Source organism: Microcella alkalica, assembly GCF_014137945.1.
GTDB lineage: Bacteria > Actinomycetota > Actinomycetes > Actinomycetales > Microbacteriaceae > Microcella > Microcella alkalica.
Genome location: NZ_JACGWX010000002.1, coordinates 1 through 11,293, shown reverse-complemented (window position 1 = coordinate 11,293; position 11,293 = coordinate 1). Strand labels below are relative to the sequence as shown.

The window sequence follows — 11,293 nt, the reverse complement described above, 5'->3', positions numbered from 1 at the left end:
GGGACGAGCGGTGAGCGCTACTCGTCGAGCGCGAGCTCCTTCGGCAGCTTGAGCTCCTTCTTGCCGAGCTCCTCGACGTTGACGTCCTTGAAGGTGAGCACCTTGACGCTCTTGACGAAGCGGTCGCTGCGGTAGACGTCCCACACCCACACGTCGGTGAGGGTCAGCTCGAAGAAGAAGTCGCCCGCGACCTCGCGCACGACCTGCGTCACCTCATTGGCGAGGTAGAAGCGCCGCTCGGTCTCCACCACGTACTGGAACTGCGAGACCACGTCGCGGTACTCCCGGTACAGGGCGAGCTCGACCTCGCGGTCGTAGTCCTCGAATTCGTCGTCGTCCATCCCACGCAGTCTAGACCGAGATCGGCAGGGTCTCCGCGGCGGCCGACGCCGACCTCAGCCAGGTGCGACGGTGGCGCTCGGTCGCGCCGTGCTCGGCGATCGCCGCGAAGTGGCCGGCGCTACCGTAGCCCTTGTTGCCCGACCACTCGTAGGGCGGCCACAGCTCGTGGTCGGCGACCATGAGGGCGTCGCGGTGCTGCTTCGCGACGACGGATGCTCCCGCCACGGCGGCGCAGTCGCGATCGGCCTTGACGCGCGCGATCACCCGCGGCGGCGAGACCAGCGCGGGGGTGAGCCAGTCATGGCTTCCGTCGAGGAGCACGCAGGAGGCTGCCACGTCGACGCCCTGCTCGAACAGCTGGATGAGCGCCCGGCGACCCGCGAGCCCGAGAGCGGCGATGATCCCGAGCGCGTCGACCTCGGCCGGCTCGGCCTCGCCGACGGCGACTGCGAGGGCCCACGAGCGGACGAGCGGCTCGACCGCGGCCCGGCGGGGAGCGGAGAGAAGCTTGGAGTCGCGCAGCCCCGCGGGCGCGGCATCCGACACCGACACGATCGCGCACGCGCCCACCGCGACGACGCCGGCGATCGCCCCGCGCCCGACCTCGTCGATTCCGATCACGACGGGCGCCCCCGATCTGAACAGCGAGCGCTCGACGTCGAGCGTGGGGTCGGCGGGAGGCACGGTCAGTCTGCCGGCACCTGCGCGGCACCAACGCCGTCGAACACGAGCGGGTAGTTGTCGAGCCAGCTCCAGCGGTCGATCGGCCAGCTGATCACGACGGCGCGCCCCACGACGTCGTCGAGGGGCACGAAGCCCTCGGTGAAGGTGCTGCGGTTGTACCGCGAGTCGGAGGAATCGTAGCGATTGTCACCCATGACCCACAGGGACTCCGCCGGCACCTGGACCTGGAAGTCGTCGGCGCTCACCGCGGTCGCCCCGGCAGGCAGACGGACGTACGGCTCGTCGAGCGGGACTCCGTTGACGCTCATCTGCCCGAGGTCGTTGCAGCACACCACGCGGTCGCCCGGCAGTCCGATGACGCGCTTGACGAGGTGCTCGTCACTGTCGGGCGCAGAGATGCCGACGACCGAGCCGATCCAGTCGAGCGCAGCCTGCACGGGCGGCTGCGGCGGCTCGGGCGTGGACGCCAGCCACCCTCCTGGGTCTCGGAACACGACGATGTCGCCCCGCTCGATCGGCACGGCCTCGGGCACGAGCTGGTTCACGATGATGCGGTCGTTGACCTCGAGCGTCGACCGCATCGACTCGCTCGGGATGTAGAACGACCGGATCAGAAAGGTCTTGATGAGGAAGGAGATGAGGAGCGCGACGCCGACGATGATCACGACGTCACGCAGGAAGAGGAGGAGGGTGCGCCGCCGGCTGGTGCGGGCCTCCGTCGGCAGAGACGCCGCACCGGAGGACGGGGATGCCACGTCCGTCGATTGCGCTGCGTTCTCTGTCATGACTCCCCTGTGCCTCGCGTCCAGTCTAGGCGGCGCTCGGCTCGCGGTTCGGCCGGGGGCGCGCCGAGCATCCGCCCGGATACGACGACGGGCCCCGTCGGATGCCGACGGAGCCCGTGTCGAAGAATCGATCGACAGACTAGCTGTCGCGCTTCTCCTTGATCTTGGCCTTCTTGCCGCGCAGGGCGCGCAGGTAGTAGAGCTTGGCGCGGCGCACGTCACCGCGGGTGACGACCTCGATGTGGTCGATGACCGGGGAGTGCACGGGGAAGGTGCGCTCGACGCCGACCTGGAAGCTCACCTTGCGGACGGTGAAGGTCTCGCGGACGCCCTCGTTCGAGCGGCCGATGACGACGCCCTGGAAGACCTGGATGCGCGAGCGGTTGCCCTCGACGATGTTCACGTGCACCTTGACGGTGTCGCCGGCGCGGAAGTCGGGGATGTCGGTGCGCAGGCTGGCTGCGTCGACGTGGTCGAGGATGTGCATGGCTGTTCGCTCTCTGCCACCGCCACAGGTCGATCGCGGTAGGAAGGGGTTTCGAAGAGTGGTTCTCGCCTCGAGAGTCGACGGCTCCCCTGTGGCAGAACCGTGCCGAGGCACAAAGTGAAATGATGCCATACTGGGCGCCGTCCGGCCAATCCGCGAGATCCGCATGCGCCGCGACCCGCCGCGACCCGCCGCGACCGCTTCTGAGGGGGAGATGTCGTCGATGATCGACGAAACGACGCAGGAACCGACTCTCGCGACTGACAAGGTCGTCATGCGCACGGAGCCCATCCAGCGGCGCAGCGCCGAGCGCATCGAGGCTCTCCTCGATGCGGCCGCCGAGCTGATCGACGAGGGCGGCATCGACGGAGTCACGACGAGCGCCGTGGCCAAGAAGTCGAAGAGCTCTGTGGGAGTCGTCTACCGCTACTTCCCCAACATCCAGACGCTGCTGCGCGCCCTCGCCGTTCGCAACATGGAGCGCTACGTCGAGCGCGTCCAGGAGAACGTGGCCTCCTCGCCTCCCGGCCCGTGGAGCTCGTTCGACCGCACGCTCGACATCTTCATCGAGATGAATCGCGACGAGCCGGGGTTCCGCGCACTGCGGTTCGGCGATGTGATCGACCAGCGCTTCCTGAACCCGGAGCTCAGCAACAACTCGATCCTCGCCCGCGAGTTCACCAGGCAGATCGGCGACACGTACGACTTCGAGCCCGGCGAGGATGTCGTCTTCCACGTCGAGGTCGCGATCGAGATGGCGAGCGGGCTCCTGGGCCGGGCCTTCCAGCTCGACAAGTCCGGCGACGAGCGCTTCATAGAGGCGACGCGGCGGCTCTGCACCGACTACCTGACGACGAACATCCCGCTGCCCGCCGAGCAGCCTCACCCGAGGACCCGATGATCGAACTGAGAACCCCCGCCGAGATCGAGAAGATGCGGCCAGCGGGGCGCTTCGTCGCGAGCGTGATCGAGGCGACGAGCCGCGCCGCCGCGGTCGGCGTCAACCTGCTCGAGCTCGATGCGCTCGCGCACGAGATGATCCGCGCCGAGGGTGCCGAGAGCTGCTACATCGACTACCACCCCTCGTTCGGTGGCTCGCCGTTCGGCAAGGTCATCTGCACCTCCGTCAACGACGCCGCCCTCCACGGGCTTCCCTTCGACTACGTCCTCCGCGATGGCGACGTCCTCTCCGTCGACTTCGCGGCCTCCGTCGACGGCTGGGTGTGCGACTCCGCGACGACCGTGATCGTGGGCACGCCCCGCGATGAGGATGCCCGGCTCATCGCCACGACGGAGCGCGCGCTCGCGGCGGGCATCGCCGCCGCTCGAGCGGGCAATCGCATGGGCGACGTGTCCGCCGCGATCGGCGACGTCGCGCACGATGCCGGCCTGCTGGTCAACCTCGACTTCGGCGGTCACGGCGTCGGTCGCACGATGCACGGCGACCCGCATGTGCCGAACGATGGCCGTGCCGGCCGAGGGCTCAAGCTCAAGGCCGGTCTCGTGATCGCGATCGAGCCGTGGTTCATCCACGACACCGACGAGATCTACACCGACACCGACGGCTGGACTCTGAAGAGCCGTACCGGCGCACGCGCCGCGCACGCCGAGCACACGGTCGCGATCACGGCCGACGGGCCGCTCGTCCTCACCGCGCGCGGCTGAGCGGTCAGGTCCGCGGTCCGACGCCGACGATCTCCCCGGTGCCGGGGTGATCGTCCAGATCGCGACGAGCCTCGTCGTCGTCGAGCTCGCGCCGCATCCGCTGGGCTCTACGGCTGCGCACCGTGGTGCCCGTCATCGTCCAGCATGCCGTGACGGCGGCGGCGATGAGGAGCGGCCAGAGCAGGAACCCCAGCAGGAGGGCCCCCGGCTCGAGCGAAGTGACGGCGAGCAGGCCGGCGATCAGCAGCTGACCGACGACCAGGATCTTCTCGACGGTCGTGAGGCGTCGTGGGCGGCGGGCCATCACGATCGAGTGGTTGACGATCATCGACAGCGCGAGCCCCGGGTAGACGAACGACGCGGTGATGAGGGCCTGCACGGAGGGGATGAGATCCGTCCGGTCGGCGGCCTGGAAGACGGCCGCCGCGACGGAGCCTGCGATCGCGAGCGCCGCGATGAGGGGTTGCGCGAGCATCCACATCCGCTCGCCCATGATCACTCGCCGCCGATCAGATCGGGTCGGACCCGACGCGTGCGCTCGAGCCGCTGCTCGCGCCTCCAAGCGTCGACCGCGCCGTGATGGCCGCTCAGCAGCACGGCGGGCACGGCCCGGTCGCGCCAGACCGCGGGCTTGGTGTAGCTGGGGTACTCCAGGAGGCCGGCCTCGTGGCTCTCCTCGTCGAGACTCGCCGGGTTGCCGATGACGCCGGGCACGAGTCGGCCCACAGCCTCGATGATCGCCATCGCCGCCACCTCCCCGCCATTGAGCACGTAATCCCCGAGGCTCACCTCGCGAACCTCGATGCGGTCAGCGTAATGCTCGATCACGCGCTGGTCGATGCCCTCGTAGCGTCCGCAGGCGAACACGAGATGCTCGCGCCCGGCGAGCTCGCGCGCCGTCGCCTGCGTGAAGGGATGCCCGGCCGGGCTCGGCACGATGAGCGTCGTCGTCTCCGTCACGATCCCGTCGAGCATCTCACCCCAGGGCTCGGGTTTCATGACCATGCCGGCGCCTCCGCCGTACGGAGTGTCGTCGACCGTGCGGTGGCGATCGTGGGCCGCGTCGCGCAGGTCGTGCACATTGACGTCGATAAGCCCGCTCTGGCGGGCCTTCCCGAGCAGCGACACGTCGAGCACCCCGAAGAACTCGGGGAAGATCGTGACGATGTCGACGCGCACGGCTCGAGCCTAGAGCTCGCGCTCTTCGATGTCGGGGGCCGGCTCGGCCTCCGTAGTCGGCTCCTCAGAGAGCTCCTCCAGGAGCCCGGGCGGCGGCGTGATGGTGACCACGCCCGCGGCGATGTCGACGGCGGGAACGATCGCGGAGACGAACGGCACGAGCACCTCGCGCTCGCCCGTGTCGATCACGAGGAGATCCTGCGCGGGGAAGTGCTCGACGCGAACGATGCGGCCCACCTCCTCGCCGTCCCGCTGCGCGCGGAGGCCGACGAGCTGGAAGTCGTACCAGGCGTCCTCCTCCGGCTCCTCCTCGGCGTCCTGGTCGATCCAGAGGATCGCTTTGACGAGCGACTCGGCGGCCGTGCGATCGGCGACGCCCTCGAAGAAGCCGACGGGCTGGCCGTTGTACCAGCGCAGCTCCGCGAGCGTGAGGGTCGCGCCGTGCCACGGCGAGCTCGTCGGCACCTGGAGCGTGAAGACGGCCCCCGGCGTGAAGCGCCGGTCGGGATCGTCGGTGTAGAGCTCGAGCTTGAGCGCGCCCTTGAGCCCGTGCGCCTTGACGAGGCGGCCGACCCGGAGCTGCTGGGTCGACGCGTCGGGGCGCGGGATCTTCACCTCGGCCACGATCGCCTAGGCGTCGGTGTCGACGACGTCGACGCGCACCCGGCGACCGTCGGCGAGCGACGAGATCACGGTGCGCAGGGCCTTGGCGGTGCGTCCGCCGCGGCCGATGACGCGGCCGAGGTCCTCGGGGTGCACGCGCACCTCGAGGACCTCGCCGCGACCCGTGCTCTGCGCGACGACAGCGACATCGTCAGGGTGATCGACGATCCCCTTGACCAGATGTTCCAGCGTGTCAGCGAGCACGATGCATTAGGCCTTATCGGCCTCGGCGGCGTCGGCCGCGGGGGCCTCCGCCTCAGCGGCCTCGGGAGCCTCGACGACCTCGGCCTCGGCCGACTCGCTCTCGGCGGGGGCCTCGGCGGCGGGCGCCTCCTCGGCCTTCTTCTCGGCCTTGGGCTTCAGGACGGGCTTCTTGGCGGCGTCGAACTGGAACGCCTCCTTCGGCTCGGCGACGCGAACGGTGCTCTTGGCACCCTTCTCGCCCTTGAAGGTGCCCCAGTCGCCGGTGAGCTTGAGCAGAACGGCGACCTGCTCGGTCGGCTGCGCGCCGACGCTGAGCCAGTACTGCGCGCGAGCCGAGTCGACCTCGATGACCGAGGGCTCCTCGGTGGGGTGGTACTTGCCGATCTCCTCGATCACGCGACCATCGCGCTTGGTGCGCGAGTCGGCGACGACGATGCGGTAGTAGGGCGCACGGATCTTGCCCATGCGCTTGAGACGGATCTTGACAGCCACGATTCTCCAGAGTGTGAACGGGGTGAGTCGTCGCCGGTTGCGTGGGGCACACTCGGCGCGAAAGCTCGTAAGGGTTGCTCGCTGGCCTGATTAGAGGGTCGGGCGCGCGGGCACTCGACCGCCTATTCTTGCAGATTCCGCGAGCCGTCGCCTACCGTCCGCATCCGGCCTGGATCAGGTGTCGGCGTGCGGCGGATGCTCAGCGCGAGCCGTCGCGCCAGGCGAGCCATTCCCGCACCGGGGCGAGGTCGTACTCCGGGCCGGTGAGTCCGATCGTGAACAGGCTCGCACCCAGGGCCCGCAGCTCGTCGGCCTCCCCCGCCGACTTGCGCCCGAGCTCGACCGAGATCTCGATCGTGCCGGTGTCGCGGCCGACGTCGGAGCAGTGACCGGCGAGGATTCCGAGCTTGCGCTCGAGGGTCTCGGCATCGCTGAAGCTGTGCCAGATGCTCGCGTGCTCGGCGACCAGGCGGAGGGTCTTCTTCTCTCCCCCTCCGCCGATCAGGACGGGGATATCGCGCGTGGGCGGCGGATTGAGCTTCGTCCAGCGGTCGCGGATGATCGGCAGCTCCCGCGCAAGGTCGTTGAGCCGTGAGCCGACGGTGCCGAACTCGTAGCCGTACTCGGCGTAGTCGCGCTGGAACCAGCCGGAGCCCGTTCCGAAGATGAAGCGCCCGGTTCCGGTTCCCTTCGCGCTGATGCGGTCGATCGTGCGGGCCATGTCGGCCTGCAGGTTGGGGTTGCGGTACGAGTTGCAGTTGACGAGCGCGCCGAGCTCGATGCGGCTCGTCTGCTCGGCGATCGCCGCGAGCATCGTCCATGACTCGAAGTGGAGGCCGTCGGGCTCTCCGTACAGCGGGTAGAAGTGGTCCCAGTTGAAGACGATGTCGGCGCCGAGCTCCTCGAGCTCTGTGACGCGATCGCGGATGAGCTCGTACGGAGCGTGCTGGGGCTGCAGCTGAACCCCGATGCGGATGGGTCGCATGGTCATGTTCTCAGACTAGGGTCGTCGCCGTCCCCGGGGCCGTGCGCTCCCACGGGGCGAGGAGCTCGAGCTGGGCGGCGATCGCGAGCAGGAGCGCCTCTCCCGCGCCGTCGGCGGCCGGCCTGGCGACGAGCTGCACGGCGAGCGGCACCGCGGCGGCATCGTGCCAGCCAGCGGGCACGACCGCGGCGGGCCAGCCGAGCAGGTTCCAGAGGGCGGCGTAGGGCGCGTAGGAGATGTTGGAGCGCAGGTTCGCGATCCAGCCGCGACGGTGCCAGCCGTCGGCCTCCGGCCCGGGCTGCGCGAGCGCCGGGGTCAGGAGGACGTCGACGCGGGCGGTCGCGGCGTCGATGCGGGCACGCAGCCGGTCGACCGGGCCGGGCCGCAGCGCCCCGAGCCGGGAGAGCGCGCGCCCGGCGCGGACGTGCGCGCGCACCCGCGGCTCGAGCAGGCGGTCGTCGAGACCGAGGTGGTTGGCGTCCGCGGCGGCTCCCGCGAACCATCGTGCGAGCACCGGCAGCGGGTCGGCCGGGTACGGGAGGGCGAGCTCGACGATCTCGTGGCCGGCATCCGCGAGCGTCGCGGCCGTCCGCCGCGCCGCCGCCTCCCAGCGCGGATCGAGTCGCGCGAGGGGGGTGGGGATGCCCGGCGCGAGCCCGATGCGCAGGCGACGGCCGGCCGGCGCGACGTCGGCGAGGGCGGGGCGGCCCGCCATGACCGCGAGCAGGAGAGCAGCATCCGCCACCGTCGTGGAGAGGGGGCCGTTCTCGCTCATCCCGAACCAGCTGTGGGCGCCCATGTCGGCGGGGACGAGCCCCGCGCCGGGCTTGAGACCCACGATGCCGCAGTTCGCGGCGGGGATGCGGATCGATCCCATACCGTCGGCGGCGTGCGCGATCGCGACCATCCCGCTCGCGACGGCGGCCGCAGACCCGCCGGAGGACCCGCCCGCGGTGCGGTCGGGATTCCACGGGCTGCGGGTCGTGCCGTAGGAGGAGTCGGTCGTGCCGAAGACGCACAGCTCGGGCACGCGCGTGAGGCCGATGGGGACCGCGCCCGCCGCGCGAACCCGCGCCACGACCTCGTGGTCGGCGGGACTCGGGGTCGTGCTCGTCGCCGCGCTGCCCTCGCGCATAGGCTCGCCCGCGACGGGGATGTTGTCCTTGATCGCGATGGGCACGCCCGCGAGCGGGAGGTCCTCGCCCGCGGCGATACGGGAATCCACCGCCGCAGCCTCGGCGAGGGCGCGCTCGCCGCGCACGAGCTGGAAGGCGCCGAGCGGCGGGTCGAGGGCCGCGATGCGGTCGAGGGCGACGCGGGTCTCGACGACCGCGGTCGTCCGGCCGGCGCGCACGGCGGCGGCGGTCGCGACGGCGGTCTCCGCGGCGGCGGCGGGGAGGCTCATGGCCACACCCTACGACGCGGTGCCCGACCGATGCGCCGGGTCGGGCGCGCTAGCGGCCGAGGAACTTCTGCAGCGCGGCGAGCTCCTCGGGCGTCGGCTCGGTGCCGCCCGCTGCGCCCGCTCCGCCGAGACCGCCGAGCCCGAAGCCCGATCCGCCCGCGGCACCGCCGGGCCGCACGCCCTCGGCGCGCGCCGCCTGCTCGGCAGCCCGCTTGGCGGGGTTGCCCGATTTCGAGCCGCCCTTGCCCTTCTTCTTCGCCGCGGCCTTGCGCGCGGACGCGGCGCCGCCGCCCCCGCCCATGCCGGGGATGGGCCCCATGCCGGGAACGTTCGGCACGCCGCCCTTGGCGACGGTCTTCATCATCTTCGCAGCCTGCTCGAACCGGTTGACGAGCGCGTTGACCTCGGTCACCGTCGTCCCGGAACCGCGGGCGATGCGCAGGCGGCGCGAGCCGTTGAGGAGCTTCGGCATGCGGCGCTCGGCGGGCGTCATCGACTGGATGATCGCCTCGGTGCGGGTGATCTCGCTCTCGTCGAAGTTGTCGAGCTGCTCGCGCATCCCGCGGGCGCCGGGGAGCATGCCGAGCATGCCCTTGATCGAGCCCATCTTCTTGAGCTGCTGCATCTGGGCGAGGAAATCCTCGAGGGTGAAGGTGTCGGTTGCGAACTTCTCCGCGACCTTCTGCGCCTCGTCCTGGTCGAAGGCCTTCTGCGCCTGCTCGATGAGGCTGAGGATGTCGCCGAGGTCGAGGATGCGGCTCGCCATGCGGTCGGGGTGGAACGGCTCGAAGTCGTCGAGCCCCTCGCCCGTGGAGGCGAACATGATGGGGCGGCCGGTCACCGAGGCGACGGAGAGCGCGGCGCCGCCGCGCGCGTCGCCATCCAGCTTCGACAGGACGACGCCGGTGAAGTCGACGCCCTCCTGGAAGGCCTGCGCGGTCGCGACCGCGTCCTGGCCGATCATCGCGTCGATGACGAAGAGCACCTCGTCGGGGTCGACGGCCTTGCGGATGTTCGAGGCCTGCTTCATGAGCTCGGCGTCGACGCCGAGACGGCCGGCCGTGTCGACGATCACGACGTCGTGCAGGCGCGTGCGGGCGAACTGCACCGCGTCCTTCGCGACGCGCACCGGGTCGCCGATGCCGTTGCCGGGCTCCGGCGCGAAGACGGCGGCGCCCGCCTGCTCGCCGACCACCTGCAGCTGCGTGACGGCGTTCGGCCGCTGGAGGTCGGCGGCGACGAGAAGGGGCGTGTGCCCCTGAGCCTTGAGCCACTTCGCGAGCTTGCCCGCGAGGGTCGTCTTCCCCGCACCCTGAAGACCGGCGAGCATGATGACCGTCGGCGGGTTCTTCGCGAACTCCAGCCTGCGCTGCTCGCCGCCGAGGATGGCCACGAGCTCCTCGTTGACGATCTGCACGACCTGCTGCGCGGGGTTGAGCGCCTTGTTCACCTCGTCGCCGAGGGCGCGCTCGCGCACCGTGCTCGTGAAGTCCTTCACGACGGGCAGCGCGACGTCGGCGTCGAGCAGCGCGCGGCGGATCTCGCGCACCGTCTTGTCGACGTCGGCGGGGCTGAGCTTGCCCTTGGTGCGGAGGGCGCTGAAGGTCTGAGTCAGCCGGTCGGAGAGGGTGCCGAAGGTCGCCATGATCCGCCCATTCTAGAAGAGGCGGTCTGGTTGACTGGAGCCGAGAGCGAGGAGACGGGATGCGACGACGCATTTTCGGCAAGGAGCCCGCGGTCGATGATCGGGCGTGGATCGCCCCGACGGCCGTGCTCATCGGCGATGTCTCGGTTAACGCCGGGGCGAGCGTCTTTTACGGCGCCGTGCTGCGCGGCGACCGCGCCGCGATCGTGCTCGGCGAGGACTCGAATCTGCAGGACTCGGTGACCGTCCACTGCGATCCCGGAACGCCCACGATCGTCGGCCGGCGGGTGAGCGTGGGCCACGGCGCCGTCCTGCACGGCTGCACGATCGAGGACGACTGCCTCATCGGCATGAGCGCGACGGTGCTCAACCGCGCGGTGATCGGCAGCGAGTCTCTCGTCGCCGCCGGCGCGGTCGTGCTCGAGGACACCGTCGTGCCGCCCCGGTCGCTCGTGGCCGGCGTGCCGGCGAAGGTGCGGCGCGCGCTCACGGACGACGAGGTCGCGGGCATCCGCCGCAATGCCGAGGCGTACCTGATGCTCTCGCGCGAGCACGCCGCGATCGAGGACTGAGCGCCCCGACGCGACGGCTACGGGACGAGCGACGCCGCGAACACGTGCGGCGTGAAGCCCGTGAGATCGCCGATGCCCTCGCCCTGGCCGATGAGCTTGATGGGGATGCCCGTGCGCTCCTGGACGGCGAGGACGAAGCCGCCCTTGGCGGAGCCGTCGAGCTTCGTGATCACGAGCCCGGTGAC

15 protein-coding genes and 1 pseudogene are annotated in these 11,293 nt (G+C 70.7%); 3 read left to right on the top strand and 13 right to left on the bottom strand.

Annotation, left to right across the window (positions count from 1 at the left end; all coding sequences use genetic code 11):
- Nucleotides 1-17: 17 nt before the first annotated feature.
- The 4 genes from FHX53_RS04385 to rplS all read right to left on the bottom strand — a co-directional run bounded on the left by FHX53_RS04385 (nt 18) and on the right by rplS (nt 2,298).
- A complete protein-coding gene (locus FHX53_RS04385; protein ID WP_055856165.1) occupies nt 18-341 on the bottom strand; it encodes a DUF2469 family protein in 324 nt (107 codons plus the stop codon).
- 10 nt (nt 342-351) lie between these two features.
- Entirely contained in the window at nt 352-1,026 is a 675-nt protein-coding gene (locus FHX53_RS04380; protein ID WP_182490161.1) for a ribonuclease HII, read from the bottom strand.
- Nucleotides 1,027-1,028: 2 nt separating this feature from the next.
- Complete coding sequence (lepB, locus tag FHX53_RS04375; protein ID WP_182490160.1) at nt 1,029-1,811, bottom strand: signal peptidase I; 783 nt, start codon at nt 1,809-1,811, stop codon at nt 1,029-1,031.
- A 139-nt stretch (nt 1,812-1,950) separates the two neighbouring features.
- Nucleotides 1,951-2,298 carry a 50S ribosomal protein L19 gene (rplS, locus tag FHX53_RS04370; protein WP_182490159.1) on the bottom strand — a complete coding sequence of 116 codons (348 nt, stop codon included), beginning with the start codon at nt 2,296-2,298 and terminating at the stop codon, nt 1,951-1,953.
- A 223-nt stretch (nt 2,299-2,521) separates the two neighbouring features.
- Between rplS and FHX53_RS04365 the strand changes: the two genes are divergently transcribed.
- Entirely contained in the window at nt 2,522-3,199 is a 678-nt protein-coding gene (locus FHX53_RS04365) for a TetR family transcriptional regulator (protein ID WP_182490158.1), read from the top strand.
- On the top strand, nt 3,196-3,963 hold the full coding sequence (gene map, locus FHX53_RS04360) for a type I methionyl aminopeptidase (protein WP_182490157.1): 768 nt from the start codon (nt 3,196-3,198) through the stop codon (nt 3,961-3,963). Before FHX53_RS04365 ends, map begins: the two co-directional genes overlap by 4 nt.
- Nucleotides 3,964-3,967: 4 nt before the next feature.
- On the opposite strand, the gene FHX53_RS04355 is transcribed toward map, so the two are convergent.
- From FHX53_RS04355 to ffh, 8 genes are all read right to left on the bottom strand, one after another.
- Complete coding sequence (locus FHX53_RS04355; RefSeq protein ID WP_182490156.1) at nt 3,968-4,438, bottom strand: hypothetical protein; 471 nt, start codon at nt 4,436-4,438, stop codon at nt 3,968-3,970.
- A 20-nt stretch (nt 4,439-4,458) separates the two neighbouring features.
- On the bottom strand, nt 4,459-5,142 hold the full coding sequence (trmD, locus tag FHX53_RS04350) for a tRNA (guanosine(37)-N1)-methyltransferase TrmD (RefSeq protein WP_182490155.1): 684 nt from the start codon (nt 5,140-5,142) through the stop codon (nt 4,459-4,461).
- Nucleotides 5,143-5,151: 9 nt separating this feature from the next.
- Entirely contained in the window at nt 5,152-5,766 is a 615-nt protein-coding gene (gene rimM, locus FHX53_RS04345; protein WP_343050811.1) for a ribosome maturation factor RimM, read from the bottom strand.
- Between the two features lie 6 nt (nt 5,767-5,772).
- Entirely contained in the window at nt 5,773-6,009 is a 237-nt protein-coding gene (locus FHX53_RS04340) for an RNA-binding protein (RefSeq protein ID WP_055897472.1), read from the bottom strand.
- A gap of 6 nt (nt 6,010-6,015) precedes the next feature.
- Nucleotides 6,016-6,501 carry a 30S ribosomal protein S16 gene (gene rpsP / locus FHX53_RS04335; protein ID WP_182490154.1) on the bottom strand — a complete coding sequence of 162 codons (486 nt, stop codon included), beginning with the start codon at nt 6,499-6,501 and terminating at the stop codon, nt 6,016-6,018.
- Between the two features lie 199 nt (nt 6,502-6,700).
- Complete coding sequence (locus FHX53_RS04330) at nt 6,701-7,492, bottom strand: LLM class F420-dependent oxidoreductase (protein WP_182490153.1); 792 nt, start codon at nt 7,490-7,492, stop codon at nt 6,701-6,703.
- Nucleotides 7,493-7,496: 4 nt separating this feature from the next.
- Nucleotides 7,497-8,891, bottom strand: coding sequence for an amidase (locus FHX53_RS04325; protein WP_182490152.1), 1,395 nt, complete (start codon nt 8,889-8,891; stop codon nt 7,497-7,499).
- 49 nt (nt 8,892-8,940) lie between these two features.
- On the bottom strand, nt 8,941-10,536 hold the full coding sequence (gene ffh / locus FHX53_RS04320) for a signal recognition particle protein (RefSeq protein ID WP_182490151.1): 1,596 nt from the start codon (nt 10,534-10,536) through the stop codon (nt 8,941-8,943).
- A 59-nt stretch (nt 10,537-10,595) separates the two neighbouring features.
- Here ffh and FHX53_RS04315 point away from each other — a divergent pair, with 59 nt between their 5' ends.
- Nucleotides 10,596-11,108, top strand: coding sequence for a gamma carbonic anhydrase family protein (locus FHX53_RS04315; protein ID WP_182490150.1), 513 nt, complete (start codon nt 10,596-10,598; stop codon nt 11,106-11,108).
- Between the two features lie 17 nt (nt 11,109-11,125).
- Here FHX53_RS04315 and FHX53_RS04310 read toward each other — a convergent pair.
- A pseudogene (locus FHX53_RS04310) lies at nt 11,126-11,293 on the bottom strand (signal recognition particle-docking protein FtsY); the annotation flags it as partial.